17 protein-coding genes are annotated in these 14,486 nt (G+C 49.8%); 10 read left to right on the top strand and 7 right to left on the bottom strand.

From position 1 onward, the window contains the following. Positions 1–56: 56 nt before the first annotated feature. Together dinD and QZF50_RS09655 are read right to left on the bottom strand one after the other, a co-directional pair. Positions 57–881 (bottom strand): DNA damage-inducible protein D, encoded by an 825-nt coding sequence (gene dinD / locus QZF50_RS09660; RefSeq protein WP_001472535.1) that lies wholly within the window; start codon positions 879–881, stop codon positions 57–59. Between the two features lie 221 nt (positions 882–1,102). Next, entirely contained in the window at positions 1,103–1,966 is an 864-nt protein-coding gene (locus tag QZF50_RS09655) for a YicC/YloC family endoribonuclease (protein ID WP_000621336.1), read from the bottom strand. A gap of 126 nt (positions 1,967–2,092) precedes the next feature. Here QZF50_RS09655 and rph point away from each other — a divergent pair, with 126 nt between their 5' ends. Next, the gene (gene rph / locus QZF50_RS09650) at positions 2,093–2,809 is read left to right on the top strand and encodes a ribonuclease PH (protein WP_001247093.1); all 717 of its coding nucleotides are present in this window, start codon (positions 2,093–2,095) and stop codon (positions 2,807–2,809) included. 65 nt (positions 2,810–2,874) lie between these two features. Next, positions 2,875–3,516, top strand: a complete 642-nt coding sequence (pyrE, locus tag QZF50_RS09645) for an orotate phosphoribosyltransferase (protein WP_000806177.1) — start codon at positions 2,875–2,877, stop codon at positions 3,514–3,516. A gap of 36 nt (positions 3,517–3,552) precedes the next feature. On the opposite strand, the gene slmA is transcribed toward pyrE, so the two are convergent. The 3 genes from slmA to coaBC form a co-directional block, all read right to left on the bottom strand. Then, positions 3,553–4,149, bottom strand: a complete 597-nt coding sequence (gene slmA, locus QZF50_RS09640) for a nucleoid occlusion factor SlmA (protein ID WP_000818601.1) — start codon at positions 4,147–4,149, stop codon at positions 3,553–3,555. Between the two features lie 106 nt (positions 4,150–4,255). Further along, complete coding sequence (dut, locus tag QZF50_RS09635; RefSeq protein ID WP_000976070.1) at positions 4,256–4,714, bottom strand: dUTP diphosphatase; 459 nt, start codon at positions 4,712–4,714, stop codon at positions 4,256–4,258. Then, positions 4,692–5,912: a bifunctional phosphopantothenoylcysteine decarboxylase/phosphopantothenate--cysteine ligase CoaBC gene (gene coaBC, locus QZF50_RS09630; RefSeq protein WP_000050139.1), complete on the bottom strand. Its 1,221-nt coding sequence runs from the start codon at positions 5,910–5,912 to the stop codon at positions 4,692–4,694. Before coaBC ends, dut begins: the two co-directional genes overlap by 23 nt. Before the next feature lie 171 nt (positions 5,913–6,083). On the opposite strand from coaBC, the gene radC reads away from it, so the two are divergent. The 4 genes from radC (at position 6,084) to mutM (ending at position 8,300) form a co-directional block, all read left to right on the top strand. Next, positions 6,084–6,752 (top strand): DNA repair protein RadC, encoded by a 669-nt coding sequence (gene radC, locus QZF50_RS09625; protein WP_001297375.1) that lies wholly within the window; start codon positions 6,084–6,086, stop codon positions 6,750–6,752. Positions 6,753–6,968: 216 nt separating this feature from the next. Continuing rightward, the gene (rpmB, locus tag QZF50_RS09620; RefSeq protein WP_000091955.1) at positions 6,969–7,205 is read left to right on the top strand and encodes a 50S ribosomal protein L28; all 237 of its coding nucleotides are present in this window, start codon (positions 6,969–6,971) and stop codon (positions 7,203–7,205) included. Between the two features lie 20 nt (positions 7,206–7,225). Beyond that, on the top strand, positions 7,226–7,393 hold the full coding sequence (rpmG, locus tag QZF50_RS09615) for a 50S ribosomal protein L33 (RefSeq protein WP_001051798.1): 168 nt from the start codon (positions 7,226–7,228) through the stop codon (positions 7,391–7,393). A gap of 97 nt (positions 7,394–7,490) precedes the next feature. Further along, complete coding sequence (gene mutM, locus QZF50_RS09610) at positions 7,491–8,300, top strand: bifunctional DNA-formamidopyrimidine glycosylase/DNA-(apurinic or apyrimidinic site) lyase (RefSeq protein WP_001114533.1); 810 nt, start codon at positions 7,491–7,493, stop codon at positions 8,298–8,300. A gap of 38 nt (positions 8,301–8,338) precedes the next feature. Here mutM and coaD read toward each other — a convergent pair whose 3' ends face one another. Both coaD and waaA read right to left on the bottom strand, forming a co-directional pair. Beyond that, positions 8,339–8,818 carry a pantetheine-phosphate adenylyltransferase gene (gene coaD / locus QZF50_RS09605; RefSeq protein ID WP_001171866.1) on the bottom strand — a complete coding sequence of 160 codons (480 nt, stop codon included), beginning with the start codon at positions 8,816–8,818 and terminating at the stop codon, positions 8,339–8,341. Between the two features lie 7 nt (positions 8,819–8,825). Further along, positions 8,826–10,103, bottom strand: a complete 1,278-nt coding sequence (gene waaA, locus QZF50_RS09600) for a lipid IV(A) 3-deoxy-D-manno-octulosonic acid transferase (RefSeq protein ID WP_000891570.1) — start codon at positions 10,101–10,103, stop codon at positions 8,826–8,828. 412 nt (positions 10,104–10,515) lie between these two features. Here waaA and rfaQ point away from each other — a divergent pair, with 412 nt between their 5' ends. The 4 genes from rfaQ to waaO form a co-directional block, all read left to right on the top strand. Next, the gene (rfaQ, locus tag QZF50_RS09595; RefSeq protein ID WP_001584016.1) at positions 10,516–11,574 is read left to right on the top strand and encodes a lipopolysaccharide core heptosyltransferase RfaQ; all 1,059 of its coding nucleotides are present in this window, start codon (positions 10,516–10,518) and stop codon (positions 11,572–11,574) included. Further along, positions 11,571–12,695 carry a glycosyltransferase family 4 protein gene (locus QZF50_RS09590; RefSeq protein ID WP_000634246.1) on the top strand — a complete coding sequence of 375 codons (1,125 nt, stop codon included), beginning with the start codon at positions 11,571–11,573 and terminating at the stop codon, positions 12,693–12,695. Before rfaQ ends, QZF50_RS09590 begins: the two co-directional genes overlap by 4 nt. Beyond that, a complete protein-coding gene (gene rfaP / locus QZF50_RS09585) occupies positions 12,688–13,485 on the top strand; it encodes a lipopolysaccharide core heptose(I) kinase RfaP (protein WP_001295235.1) in 798 nt (265 codons plus the stop codon). The genes QZF50_RS09590 and rfaP overlap by 8 nt, the downstream gene beginning before the upstream one ends. A gap of 15 nt (positions 13,486–13,500) precedes the next feature. Further along, positions 13,501–14,486: lipopolysaccharide 3-alpha-galactosyltransferase (gene waaO, locus QZF50_RS09580; protein ID WP_047088032.1), on the top strand; the 986-nt coding region annotated here is incomplete at its 3' end.

The following is a 14,486-nucleotide window of genomic DNA, read 5'->3' as shown; positions in this document are numbered from 1 at the left end:
GGACTTTGGCTTACGCATCGGGTGTCTCAATCAACAAAAAGAGTTTTTCGTTTCTGCTATTTCTTCTCTGTAATTTTTACACTGTTTTCCAACTGCTTGATGCTGACCTGCGGGGTCGGCAACTCCTCAGGCATGGTTCCGCCAAGTTCCTGAATGGTTTGCCTCACCTTGCGACCCACGTCAAAGTGTGTGGTGTTTGCTTGCTGTTTTGAATTCACGCCATCCCGCTTGAGTTTTTCTTCTGTTTGGGTAGCTCGAAAGAGATTAGCCGCCAGTTCTGTTGAACCCATATGATCCAGGATCTTCTGATTCTTTTTCAGCCCCTTCCGCTGATGAATAGCTTTCTGATCTAATCCACCATACAGCCCCCGGTAACCATGATTCTGAAATATGGCGAAATCGATAGCTGTTGCTACCCCAGCTTGCTGCGCTGCCTCAACCAATTGTTTGTTATGTTCTTTCAATTCATTTCTCAGAAAAAGACGCTTTTCGTCTTCACGAAGTTGCCTGAAAGCTTCATCGTCAGCCAGCTCCTGCCGTCGGGTCTGGATAGCAAAATAAGTTTGCCCTGCCGCAATAACCGGTTTCGCAGGGTCGCCGTTTTGTACTACCAGGTAACAGGCATAGCGGGAGAGATGAACATCTTCAAGTTCTCGTTGAGCCCCTGAACCTAATACAACCATTTTGGTGGTTTCAACGAAATGGTCAGATGCAGTTTGATTGCTGGCTTCGCACGCTTGAGTCGCGCGGGTCAGTACCTTTTGAAAATTGCGCCAGTCCCGATAATCCAGTAACGGTGCCAATTCTCTCGCTGACCAAAATTCTTGCCCTTCAGTGCCATAATGCCGTATTTCTTCAAAAGGTTGATGATGTTCGTTCATTGCCCACTCCATGTGATATCGATTGCAAAGAAAGTAAATCTGTAACTGTGTTTATATACAGTTGTGAGTATCTCACGTTCTCAGAGTGCTGGGCAAAAAAACATCGCAAAATCTGGAGCAGGTACGCAAAACAGAATTGAATGTTGCGGGGAAGAAAAATGCCGCTCTGTTTGAGTGGGCGGCATTTGTGAAGGCTGAAAGGTAAGAATTAGTGTTACGAGTTACTCAATATTCTGAATCTGCTCGCGCATCTGCTCAATCAACACTTTCAGCTCGATGGCAGAATTCGTCACTTCGGCATTGATAGATTTCGACGCAAGAGTGTTCGACTCGCGGTTGAACTCTTGCATCATAAAGTCCAGACGACGACCAACGGCTTCTTTTTTCTTCAGAATGTTGTAGGTCTCTTTGACATGCGCTTCCAGGCGGTCCAGTTCTTCGGCAACATCAATTCGTTGTGCCAGCAGAACCAACTCCTGCTCCAGGCGGTTGTTTTCCAGTTGCACTTGAGCATCTTCCAGCTTCGCGACCAGACGCTCACGCTGCCATTGCAGGATTTCCGGCATATGGGCGCGGACTTTGACCACTTCGGCGGTGACGCCTTCCAGACGCTGCTCGATCAATGCTTTCAGCGCCTGACCTTCGGTTTCGCGCGCGACGATAAAGTCGTCCAGCGTACCATCCAACGCCGCGAGAATTTCAGCGGCAATCGCGTCGAGATCCTGCTCCTGGGCTGCCATCACGCCCGGCCAGCGTAGAATATCAACCGGGTTGATTTCCCCTTCGTCACTCTGCATTTTTACCCAGTTCGCGGCAGTTACCAGCTGTTTAGCCAGTTTTTCATTGAGGATCAGCTCACCTTGTGCGCTAACATCTGGCTCATAGCGCAGGGTACATTCCACTTTACCGCGCGTCAGGCGAGAACGAATACGCTCGCGAACGACAGGTTCAAGGCTACGGAACTGCTCCGGCAGACGAAAGTAAGTTTCCAGATAACGCTGGTTTACCGAGCGCATTTCCCAGGTTGCGCTCCCCCATTCACCCTTGATTTCACGCCGGGCGTAGGCGGTCATACTGCGGATCATAGACGTTCCTGTTTATAAAAGGAGAGGTGGAAGGATTATAGCCATCGATGCCTTGTCAGGATAGGAATAACCGCCGGAAGTCCGTATAATGCGCAGCCACATTTGTTTCAAGCCGGAGATTTCAATATGCGTCCAGCAGGCCGTAGCAATAATCAGGTGCGTCCCGTTACCCTGACTCGTAACTATACAAAACATGCAGAAGGCTCGGTGCTGGTCGAATTTGGCGATACCAAAGTATTGTGTACCGCCTCTATTGAAGAAGGCGTGCCGCGCTTCCTGAAAGGTCAGGGCCAGGGCTGGATCACCGCAGAGTACGGCATGCTGCCACGTTCTACCCACACCCGTAACGCTCGTGAAGCGGCGAAAGGTAAGCAGGGTGGACGCACAATGGAAATCCAGCGTCTGATCGCCCGTGCTCTTCGCGCGGCAGTAGATTTGAAAGCGCTGGGTGAGTTCACCATTACGCTGGACTGCGACGTGCTCCAGGCTGATGGCGGCACCCGCACCGCTTCGATTACCGGTGCCTGCGTGGCGCTGGCAGATGCGCTACAGAAGCTGGTGGAAAACGGCAAGCTGAAAACCAACCCGATGAAAGGGATGGTAGCCGCAGTTTCTGTCGGAATTGTGAACGGCGAAGCGGTTTGCGATCTGGAATACGTTGAAGACTCAGCCGCAGAGACCGATATGAACGTAGTGATGACCGAAGACGGGCGCATCATTGAAGTGCAGGGGACGGCAGAAGGCGAACCGTTCACCCACGAAGAATTACTCACCTTGTTGGCTCTGGCCCGAGGGGGAATCGAATCCATTGTAGCGACGCAGAAGGCGGCGCTGGCAAACTGATTTTTAAGGCGACTGATGAGTCGCCTTTTTTTTGTCTGTAGAAAAGTAAGATGAGGAGCGAAGGCATGAAACCATATCAGCGCCAGTTTATTGAATTTGCGCTTAGCAAGCAGGTGTTAAAGTTTGGCGAGTTTACGCTGAAGTCCGGGCGCAAAAGCCCCTATTTCTTCAACGCCGGGCTGTTTAATACCGGGCGCGATCTGGCACTGTTAGGCCGTTTTTACGCTGAAGCGTTGGTGGATTCCGGCATTGAGTTCGATCTGCTGTTTGGCCCTGCTTACAAAGGGATCCCGATTGCCACCACTACCGCCGTGGCGCTGGCGGAGCATCATGACCTTGACCTGCCGTACTGCTTTAACCGCAAAGAGGCAAAAGACCACGGTGAAGGCGGCAATCTGGTTGGTAGCGCGTTACAAGGACGCGTAATGCTGGTAGATGATGTGATCACCGCCGGAACGGCGATTCGCGAGTCGATGGAGATTATTCAGGCTAATGGCGCGACGCTTGCTGGCGTGTTGATTTCGCTCGATCGTCAGGAACGGGGTCGCGGCGAGATTTCGGCGATTCAGGAAGTTGAGCGTGATTACAACTGCAAGGTGATCTCTATCATCACCCTGAAAGACTTGATTGCCTACCTGGAAGAGAAGCCAGAAATGGCGGAACATCTGGCGGCGGTTAAGGCCTATCGCGAAGAGTTTGGCGTTTAAAGAAACTCGCCGGATGAAAAGTCATCCGGCGTCATATTACTGCAACTGCGCGGCAATTAGCGGCCAGCGGGCGTCAAAATCATCCGTCGGGCGGTATTTAAACTCGCTGCGGACAAAGCGTGACAGCATACCTTCACAGAAGGCCAGGATCTGGCTTGCCAGCAGGGTTTCATCGGTGGTGTAACCTTCACCCTCACGCATTCTCTTTTCGCGCAATACCTGACGCAACTGCGCTTCAATACGCTCGAAAAGTTGGTTGATGCGCCCTTGCAGGCGGTCTTGTTCAAACATCAGCGCATGCCCGGTAAGGATGCGGGTCAGGCCAGGATTACGCTCACCAAAACCGAGGAGCAACAACACGATCAGACGCAGGCGCGCTGTGGTGTCCTTCTCATCTTTCAGAATCAGATTGATGCGAGTAATCAGGCTATCTTCGATAAACTCAATCAGGCTATCGAACATGCGGGTCTTACTGGGGAAGTGGCGATACAGTGCCGCTTCGGAAACGCCGACAGAGGCGGCCAGTTTTGCCGTCGTGATACGTTGGCTTCCATCGCTGGATTCCAGCATCAGCGCCAGAGACTGAAGTATTTCCTCGCGACGGTTCCTTTTCGCAGTTTGTTTTTCTGCCATGTTACAAAATACCCCTGAAAATAAGCACTTGCCAGGCGGCACCCACGCTATGACCGCAAACGAAATGTTTGCGGCTATGTTATGACGTTATTCGGATGCGTATGTGTTACTGACGACCAGAGTGACCAAAGCCGCCTTCGCCGCGGTCGGTGGCGTCGAAATCTTCCACCAGATTAAATTCAGCCTGTACTACCGGAACAAAAATCATCTGGGCGATGCGTTCGCCAGGTTGAATGGTGAAGCTGTCCTGACCACGGTTCCACACGGAAATCATCAACTGGCCCTGATAGTCGGAATCGATCAATCCTACCAGGTTACCAAGCACGATACCGTGCTTATGTCCCAATCCGGAGCGCGGCAGCATCATTGCCGCCAGTGAAGGATCGGCAATATGAATCGCCAGCCCGGTCGGAACCAGCGTAGTGTCACCCGGAGCCAGTTCTACGGCGTCGTCGAGACAGGCACGCAGGTCAAGTCCGGCAGAGCCAGAGGTGGCATAAGTCGGGAGCGGAAATTCCTTCCCAACGCGCGGGTCCAGAATCTTAACGTCGATTTTTTTCATCATAACGGGTCACGATCTCGTCGAGTAATAATTGGCCAAGGAGCTCTTTGCGCTCAAGCGGTAAGACTTTATCTCCGTCCTGCCAGAAAAGGTGTAATGCGTTGTTGTCGCTGTTAAATCCTTGAGTTGGCTGGGAAACATCGTTCGCGCAGATCAGATCAAGGTTTTTACGGATACGTTTTTGCCGGGCGTATTCTTCCACATTATTTGTTTCGGCGGCAAATCCAACGACGTAGGGTCGATGGTCTTTTAGTGCGGCAACGCCTGCGACGATATCGGGGTTTTTAACCATTTTTATTGTTAATTCATCACCCTGCGTGGCCTGCTTTTTGATTTTTTCTGGGGCCACGGTAGCTGCGCGATAATCCGCCACGGCGGCGCAGCCGATAAAAATATTTTGCTGCTGTACAGAAGCATTCACGGCGGCTTCCATTTCCAGCGCAGTCATCACATCAACACGTTTAACAAACGGTGGCGTCGGTAGTGAAACCGGACCTGATACCAGCGTGACGTTCGCGCCACGACGGGCAGCGGCGGCGGCGATAGCAAAACCCATCTTGCCGGAGCTGTGATTAGAGATATAACGCACGGGATCGAGCGGTTCACGCGTCGGGCCGGCGGTAATCATAATGTTCAGATGTTTCAGGTCGTTGACGGGCGAAAAATGCGCTACCGCCATATCCACAATGGTTAACGGATCGAGCATTCGCCCTGGGCCGATATCACCACAAGCCTGACTGCCACTGTCTGGCCCCCAGATCAGCAAACCACGGGAAGCAAGCACCTCTAAATTATGCTGCGTGGCAGCGGCACGGTACATCTGCTGGTTCATGGCGGGGAGCACGGCTACAGGCGCAGGTGTAGCCAGACAAATCGTCGATACCAGGTCATTCGCCATTCCGGCAGCAACACGGGCAATCAAATCTGCCGTGGCAGGGGCGAGAATCACTAAATCAGCCCATTTACCCAGCTCAATATGGCCCATAGCGGCTTCGGCTGCCGGGTCAAGCAGACTGTCGGAAACGGGATACCCAGAAACCGCCTGCAAGCTAAGTGGGGTGATAAAGGCTTTTGCCGCTTCGGTCATGGCTACGCGGACGTCGGCCCCGCGATCGCGCAAACGACGCACCAGTTCAGGGGTTTTATAGGCAGCAATACCGCCGCTAACGCCGAGAACGATTTTTTTACCGGCCAGGCTCATGATGATTTTTCCTGTAGGGTGACACCAGAAGTTGGCGATTTTATCACAATACTTTTGTTGTCGTGCCTTCACCTGAGATTCACTTTGCGAGGCGCTTTCCAGGATTGAAAACTGGCCGTCGATTTAACGGAACGGCTATGACAGGATGCGAGCACCACAAAGGAGGTGAAGGTGAAAAACAATGCACAGCTGTTGATGCCGCGCGAAAAAATGCTGAAGTTTGGTATTAGCGCCTTAACGGATGTCGAGCTGCTGGCGCTATTTCTGCGTACCGGAACGCGCGGTAAAGATGTATTAACCCTGGCAAAAGAGATGCTGGAGAATTTCGGCTCTCTTTATGGCTTGTTAACCTCTGAATATGAACAATTTAGTGGTGTTCATGGAATTGGCGTAGCGAAATTTGCCCAGTTAAAGGGGATTGCTGAACTGGCGCGGCGTTACTACAACGTGCGGATGCGTGAAGAAAGCCCTTTACTCAGCCCGGAGATGACGCGGGAATTTTTACAAAGCCAGCTCACGGGTGAGGAGCGGGAGATCTTTATGGTGATCTTTCTCGACTCCCAACACCGGGTTATAACGCATAGCCGTCTTTTTTCCGGCACGCTAAACCATGTTGAAGTCCATCCTCGGGAAATTATCCGCGAAGCGATAAAAATAAACGCCTCGGCGCTGATCCTTGCACATAATCACCCTTCGGGTTGTGCTGAACCCAGTAAAGCGGATAAACTCATTACTGAACGGATAATAAAGAGTTGTCAGTTCATGGATTTACGCGTGCTCGACCATATCGTGATTGGGCGTGGAGAGTATGTTTCTTTTGCCGAACGCGGCTGGATTTAACCCGCTATGCGCGATCCTTCGGGATCTTTGTCTGTTCGGGACTTGAGCACATCGCTGAGTCAGCGTATACTACGCCACCTTTGAGAATCTCGGGTTTGGCATTTGGGCCTGGCAATCGAGAGTTCACATAGAACTGCGATGACCGGGCTGTAAAGCCTGACGAGGCGCCAATACCCCATACGAAGCTCGAGCTAATTTGATTTTTGGAGAATAGACATGTCCCGAGTCTGCCAAGTTACTGGCAAGCGTCCGGTGACCGGTAACAACCGTTCCCACGCACTGAACGCGACTAAACGCCGTTTCCTGCCGAACCTGCACTCTCACCGTTTCTGGGTTGAGAGCGAGAAGCGTTTTGTCACCCTGCGCGTATCTGCTAAAGGTATGCGTGTAATCGATAAAAAAGGCATCGATACAGTTCTGGCTGAACTGCGTGCCCGTGGCGAAAAGTACTAAGTACTTAGAGGAAATAAATCATGGCTAAAGGTATTCGTGAGAAAATCAAGCTGGTTTCTTCTGCTGGTACTGGTCACTTCTATACCACTACGAAGAACAAACGTACTAAGCCGGAAAAACTGGAACTGAAAAAATTCGATCCAGTTGTTCGCCAGCACGTGATCTACAAAGAAGCGAAAATCAAATAATTCTCGCTTTGATGTAACAAAAAACCTCGCTCCGGCGGGGTTTTTTGTTATCTGCTTGCCCCCATATTGACTGCATCTGTTCATTCCTGGAGATGCTATGCCTGAATTACCCGAAGTTGAAACCAGCCGCCGCGGCATAGAACCGCATCTCGTTGGTGCAACCATTCTTCATGCAGTGGTGCGCAACGGACGCTTGCGCTGGCCGGTTTCAGAAGAGATCTACCGTTTAAGCGACCAACCAGTGCTTAGCGTGCAGCGGCGGGCTAAATATTTGCTGCTGGAGCTGCCTGAGGGCTGGATTATCATTCATTTGGGGATGTCTGGCAGCCTGCGCATCCTTCCAGAAGAACTTCCCCCTGAAAAGCATGACCATGTGGATTTGGTGATGAGCAACGGTAAAGTGCTGCGCTACACCGATCCGCGCCGCTTTGGTGCCTGGCTGTGGACCAAAGAGCTGGAAGGGCATAATGTGCTGGCCCATCTTGGACCGGAGCCGCTTAGTGACGATTTCAACGGTGAGTATCTGCATCAGAAGTGTGCGAAGAAAAAAACGGCGATTAAACCGTGGCTGATGGATAACAAGCTGGTGGTAGGGGTAGGGAATATCTATGCCAGCGAATCGCTGTTTGCGGCGGGGATCCATCCGGATCGGCTGGCGTCATCACTGTCGCTGGCAGAGTGTGAATTGTTAGCTCGGGTGATTAAAGCGGTGTTGCTGCGTTCGATTGAGCAGGGTGGTACAACGCTGAAAGATTTTCTGCAAAGTGATGGTAAACCGGGCTATTTCGCTCAGGAATTGCAGGTTTACGGGCGAAAAGGTGAGCCGTGTCGGGTGTGCGGTACGCCGATTGTGGCGACTAAACATGCGCAGCGGGCAACCTTTTATTGTCGGCAGTGCCAGAAGTAATTCATGCGCACCGGATGGCATACCATCCGGCATAAACGCTACGCTAACTTCGCCATCAGCGCCTGATGGACATTCTCCGGCAGGAAATGGGTGACATCGCCCTGATGGCGCGCCACCTCTTTCACCAACGATGAAGAGATAAACGACCACTCTTTCGACGGCATCAGAAACACACTTTCCAGTTCCGGCATTAAGTGGCGATTCATATGCGCCAGCTGCATTTCATATTCAAAATCCGCCACCGCACGCAGGCCACGAATCAGCACCGTAGCGTGTTGATTACGGGCGAAGTTCGCCATCAAATCACTAAACCCGACCACTTCCACGTTCCCCAGATGCGCGGTTGCCTGCTGTGCCAGTGCCACACGCTCTTCCAGGGTAAACATCGGTTTTTTACTGGGGCTGGCGGCAATCGCCAGAATAACGTGATCGAACATTTGCGTGGCGCGCGTCACGATATCGATATGACCATTGGTAATGGGATCGAAAGTACCCGGATAAATCGCCCGTTTTTGCATAACAACCTCAATGCGTTTTCGGTGGCAGGTAAGGTTCCAGCAGTTGAAGCAGACGCTGTAGCGCGCCCTGGTTTTGATACAGTACTTCAACGGCATGACGGCCATAGAAACTACGGTAATCGGCGTCGGTGAGTAAAGAGGAAACCTCTTTTGCAAGCGTAGTGGCATCGGTAACGGTAATCAGCCCGCTTGCCTGCTCCAGCCGCGCGCAAATGTCTTTAAAATTAAAAGTATGCGGCCCCATCAATACCGGAATAGCGTGTGCAGCAGCTTCCAGCGGATTATGCCCTCCACGTTCAACCAGTGAACCGCCAACAAAGGCGAGATCTGCAATGCCGTACAGTAACATCAGCTCGCCCATCGTATCGCCAACCACAACCTGCGTGCTGGTGGAGGGGACTTCCCCTGAAGAGCGTGTGATATAGCTTAGTCCAGCCTGGCGGACAAGGTTAATCGCATCCGGGAAGCGTTCTGGATGACGGGGTACCAGGATGAGCAATAAATTCGGGAATTGCTGTAACAATACCTGATGTGCGGCGATCACCACACTCTCTTCACCTTCGTGAGTGCTGGTGGCAATCCATACCGGGCGGTGTGGTGCCCACTGGCGGCGCAGCGTCACGGCTTTAGCAGCCAACTGCGGCGTTACAGAAATATCGAATTTCAGGCTACCGGTAACGGTTACCTGGTTATTTTTTGCGCCCAGCGCCACAAAACGTGCACCATCTTCTTCATTTTGGGCGGCAATCAGCGTAATACGACGCAGCAAGCGACGGACGAATTTACCCAGTTTGGCATAACCTGCGGCCGAGCGGGCAGAGAGTCGCGCGTTCGCGATCACCAGCGGAATTTTACGTTTATGTAGCGCCGCAATCAGGTTAGGCCATAGTTCGGTTTCCATAATCAACACCAGTTTAGGGTCGACTTTATTCAGGAAACGATTAAGTGCATCGGGCAGGTCATACGGCAGATAAACGTGCTGAACATCCTTCCCGAAAGCCGATTGTACGCGCTCCGAACCGGTTGGCGTCATGGTTGTAACGGTAATCGGTAAATCAGGATAACGATGACGCAGCGCGCGCACCAACGGGATCGCCGCCAGAGTTTCACCGACGGAGACGGAGTGCAGCATAATGCCGCCTGGTTTTAGCGGATGGCGGTAAAAACCGTAACGTTCACCCCAGCGTTTTCGATAGGCCGGAGCCTTACGTCCGCGCACCCAGAGCCGTATCCAGATCAGCGGCTGAATAAGGTAGAGAAGGGCGGTGTAAAGCAATTCGAGCATAGTAAATAGCTGACTTATGGATGTGCTGGGGATTCTATGTATTTAGCTGTGGCTTTACCATTACTTTTCCCGTTTTTGACTTAAATAGCAATTTACCCGCCAATTCTTGCTGAACATCTATACTTTTTTTGTATTTTTATGCGATTCATTGATTTCTGCTGTACGTGCAGGAAGGAATCGCAGAGCAACAGTGAAAGAATATGGTTGCTAATGATTTTATTTGATTGATTTCTTTATTGAAAATCAACAATGTGCTTAAAAATCATTCGGGTCGGATTGCCGCGAAAGAAGTGATACACTAGCGCGTCAATATCAGTGCGGTATCAGTATTCAGGTAGCTGTTGAGCCTGGGGCGGTAGCGTGCTTTTTCTGCTTCACCTTAATCGGATAATCTCAACAAAAAGAGTTACTTGTGGATAAGCCATTTCGAAGAATTTTGCTCATTAAGATGCGTTTTCATGGGGATATGTTATTAACTACTCCCGTCATTAGTTCGCTGAAAAAAAATTACCCTGACGCAAAAATCGATGTGCTGCTTTATCAGGACACCATCCCGATCCTGTCTGAAAATCCAGAGATTAACGCGCTCTACGGCATAAAAAATAAAAAAGCAAAAGCCTCAGAAAAAATTGCCAACTTTTTTCATCTCATCAAGGTATTACGTGCCAATAAGTATGACCTTATCGTCAATCTCACCGATCAATGGATGGTTGCTATACTGGTTCGCTTATTAAATGCCCGTGTGAAAATTTCCCAGGATTATCATCATCGGCAGTCTGCTTTTTGGCGTAAAAGTTTCACCCATTTGGTGCCGTTGCAGGGTGGAAATGTGGTGGAAAGTAACTTATCCGTGCTGACACCATTGGGGCTTGAATCGTTGGTGAAGCAGACAACCATGAGTTACCCGCCTGCAAGCTGGAAACGTATGCGTCGCGAACTTGATCACGCTGGTGTTGGACAAAATTATGTGGTTATCCAACCTACGGCGCGGCAAATCTTCAAATGCTGGGACAACGCCAAGTTTTCCGCTGTGATTGATGCCTTACATGCTCGTGGTTATGAAGTCGTTCTGACGTCCGGCCCAGATAAAGACGATTTGGCCTGCGTCAATGAAATTGCGCAGGGATGCCAGACGCCACCAGTAACGGCGCTGGCTGGAAAGGTGACCTTCCCGGAACTTGGTGCGTTAATCGATCATGCGCAGCTGTTTATTGGCGTTGATTCCGCACCGGCGCATATTGCCGCTGCAGTTAATACGCCGCTGATATCGCTGTTTGGTGCGACAGACCATATTTTCTGGCGTCCCTGGTCAAATAACATGATTCAATTCTGGGCGGGAGATTACCGGGAAATGCCAACGCGCGATCAGCGTGACCGAAATGAGATGTATCTTTCGGTTATTCCGGCGGCAGATGTCATTGCTGCTGTCGATAAATTACTGCCCTCCTCCACGACAGGTACGTCGTTATGATCGTTGCTTTTTGTTTATATAAATATTTTCCCTTTGGCGGTTTGCAGCGCGATTTTATGCGTATTGCTCAGACAGTCGCCGCCCGAGGTCATCATGTTCGGGTTTATACCCAGTCGTGGGAAGGCGAATGCCCTGATGTATTTGAACTGATCAAAGTGCCGGTTAAATCGCATACCAATCACGGGCGCAATGCGGAGTATTTTGCCTGGGTGCAAAAACATTTACGCGAACATCCCGTCGATAAAGTCGTTGGATTCAACAAAATGCCGGGGCTGGACGTTTATTATGCCGCTGATGTTTGTTATGCCGAGAAAGTCGCGCAGGAAAAAGGCTTTTTCTATCGCCTGACGTCACGTTATCGCCATTATGCCGCCTTTGAGCGGGCAACCTTCGAACAGGGCAAGCCGACACAGCTGCTGATGCTGACAGATAAGCAAATCGCCGATTTCCAGAAACATTATCAGACTGAAGCGGAGCGTTTTCATATTCTGCCACCGGGGATTTATCCTGATCGTAAATATAGCCAGCAGCCAGCCAATAGCCGTGAAATCTTCCGTAAGAAGAATGGAATAACCGAACAACAATATTTATTGTTGCAGGTCGGTTCAGACTTCACGCGTAAAGGTGTCGATCGTTCCATTGAAGCACTTGCTTCGTTACCGGATTCGCTGCGCCACAACACATTGCTATATGTTGTTGGGCAGGATAAACCGCGAAAATTTGAGGCGCTGGCAGAAAAACGCGGCGTGCGCAGTAATGTTCACTTTTTCTCGGGGCGCAATGATGTCTCGGAATTAATGGCGGCGGCGGATTTATTACTGCATCCTGCCTACCAGGAAGCGGCGGGAATTGTGCTGCTGGAAGCGATTACTGCAGGATTACCGGTACTAACAACAGCCGTTTGTGGCTATGCGCATTATATTGTCGACGCCAATTGCGGCGAGGCTATTGCTGAGCCATTCCGCCAGGAAACATTGAATGAGATTTTACGCAAAGCGTTAACGCAATCTTCATTGCGCCAGGCCTGGGCGGAAAATGCGCGACATTATGCTGATACACAAGATTTATACAGTCTGCCAGAGAAAGCGGCGGATATCATAACGGGTGGTCTGGATGGTTGAACTTAAAGAGCCGTTTGCCACGTTATGGCGCGGTAAAGATCCTTTTGAGGAAGTTAAAACCTTGCAGGGTGAGGTATTTCGTGAACTGGAAACTCGCCGTACTCTGCGCTTTGAAATGGCGGGCAAAAGCTATTTTCTCAAATGGCATCGCGGCACGACCCTGAAAGAGATAATCAAAAATTTACTCTCATTGCGGATGCCAGTATTAGGCGCAGACCGCGAATGGAATGCGATTCATCGACTGCGGGATGTCGGCGTTGATACTATGTATGGGGTGGCATTCGGCGAAAAAGGCATGAATCCGCTGACCAGAACCTCGTTTATTATTACCGAAGATCTGACACCAACCATCAGTCTGGAAGATTACTGTGCTGACTGGGCGACCAACCCACCAGATGTTCGCGTAAAGCGTATGCTTATTAAGCGTGTCGCGACGATGGTGCGCGATATGCATGCTGCGGGCATTAACCATCGTGACTGTTATATCTGTCATTTCCTGCTGCACTTGCCTTTTTCCGGTAAGGAAGAGGAGTTAAAAATTTCGGTAATTGACCTACACCGGGCGCAGCTTCGCACGCGCGTTCCACGTCGTTGGCGCGATAAAGATCTTATAGGGCTTTATTTTTCTTCAATGAATATCGGCCTGACTCAGCGGGATATCTGGCGGTTTATGAAAGTGTATTTTGCCGCCCCGCTTAAAGACATTCTCAAGCAGGAACAAGGACTGCTGTCGCAAGCAGAAGCAAAAGCCACAAAAATCAGGGAAAGAACGATTCGAAAATCGTTGTAATTTCCGGAGAGAAATATGAGTGCCCACTATTTTAATCCACAAGAGATGATCAATAAGACAATCATCTTCGATGAAAGGCCAGCGGCGTCAGTGGCATCATCATTCCATGTTGCTTATGGCATTGATAAAAACTTTCTTTTTGGTTGTGGTGTTTCAATCACGTCAGTTTTGTTACATAACAACGACGTGAGTTTTGTTTTCCACGTTTTTATTGATGATATCCCTGAAGCCGATATCCAGCGTTTAGCCCAATTGGCGAAAAGCTATCGTACCTGTATCCAGATCCATCTAGTAAATTGTGAACGGCTTAAGGCATTACCGACGACCAAAAATTGGTCTATTGCCATGTATTTCCGTTTTGTAATTGCAGATTACTTTATTGATCAACAAGATAAGATCCTTTACCTGGATGCTGATATCGCCTGTCAGGGAAACTTAAAGCCGCTGATAACAATGGATCTTGCCAATAACGTTGCTGCTGTTGTTACTGAACGCGATGCTAACTGGTGGTCGTTACGGGGTCAAAGTCTGCAGTGTAATGAACTTGAAAAGGGTTACTTTAATTCAGGTGTCCTGTTAATTAATACACTAGCGTGGGCGCAGGAGTCCGTTTCTGCTAAAGCGATGTCGATGCTTGCTGATAAAGCCATCGTTTCCCGTTTAACCTATATGGATCAAGATATCCTTAATCTTATCCTGTTAGGGAAAGTTAAATTCATTGATGCTAAATACAATACGCAATTTAGTTTAAATTATGAATTAAAAAAATCATTTGTTTGTCCAATTAATGATGAAACCGTATTAATTCATTATGTCGGCCCGACAAAACCCTGGCATTACTGGGCCGGTTATCCAAGTGCGCAACCTTTTATCAAAGCCAAAGAAGCATCGCCCTGGAAAAATGAACCGTTAATGCGGCCAGTTAACTCAAACTATGCTCGTTATTGCGCCAAGCATAATTTTAAACAAAACAAACCAATTAACGGGATAATGAATTATAT

Origin of the sequence: uncultured Escherichia sp. (genome assembly GCF_948475835.1) — a bacterium.
Lineage (GTDB): Bacteria > Pseudomonadota > Gammaproteobacteria > Enterobacterales > Enterobacteriaceae > ECMA0423.
Note: the sequence above shows the minus strand (reverse complement) of the source record. Positions and strands in the feature narration are given on the sequence as shown.

Coding starts and splice junctions, on each gene's coding strand:
- coaBC (WP_000050139.1), bottom strand. CDS start 5,912: ATGAGCCTGGCCGGTAAAAAAATCGTTCTCGGCGTTAGCGGCGGTATT.
- slmA (WP_000818601.1), bottom strand. CDS start 4,149: ATGGCAGAAAAACAAACTGCGAAAAGGAACCGTCGCGAGGAAATACTT.
- mutM (WP_001114533.1), top strand. CDS start 7,491: ATGCCTGAATTACCCGAAGTTGAAACCAGCCGCCGCGGCATAGAACCG.
- coaD (WP_001171866.1), bottom strand. CDS start 8,818: ATGCAAAAACGGGCGATTTATCCGGGTACTTTCGATCCCATTACCAAT.
- dinD (WP_001472535.1), bottom strand. CDS start 881: ATGAACGAACATCATCAACCTTTTGAAGAAATACGGCATTATGGCACT.
- dut (WP_000976070.1), bottom strand. CDS start 4,714: ATGATGAAAAAAATCGACGTTAAGATTCTGGACCCGCGCGTTGGGAAG.
- rph (WP_001247093.1), top strand. CDS start 2,093: ATGCGTCCAGCAGGCCGTAGCAATAATCAGGTGCGTCCCGTTACCCTG.
- rfaP (WP_001295235.1), top strand. CDS start 12,688: ATGGTTGAACTTAAAGAGCCGTTTGCCACGTTATGGCGCGGTAAAGAT.
- rpmB (WP_000091955.1), top strand. CDS start 6,969: ATGTCCCGAGTCTGCCAAGTTACTGGCAAGCGTCCGGTGACCGGTAAC.
- pyrE (WP_000806177.1), top strand. CDS start 2,875: ATGAAACCATATCAGCGCCAGTTTATTGAATTTGCGCTTAGCAAGCAG.
- rpmG (WP_001051798.1), top strand. CDS start 7,226: ATGGCTAAAGGTATTCGTGAGAAAATCAAGCTGGTTTCTTCTGCTGGT.
- QZF50_RS09655 (WP_000621336.1), bottom strand. CDS start 1,966: ATGATCCGCAGTATGACCGCCTACGCCCGGCGTGAAATCAAGGGTGAA.
- QZF50_RS09590 (WP_000634246.1), top strand. CDS start 11,571: ATGATCGTTGCTTTTTGTTTATATAAATATTTTCCCTTTGGCGGTTTG.
- waaA (WP_000891570.1), bottom strand. CDS start 10,103: ATGCTCGAATTGCTTTACACCGCCCTTCTCTACCTTATTCAGCCGCTG.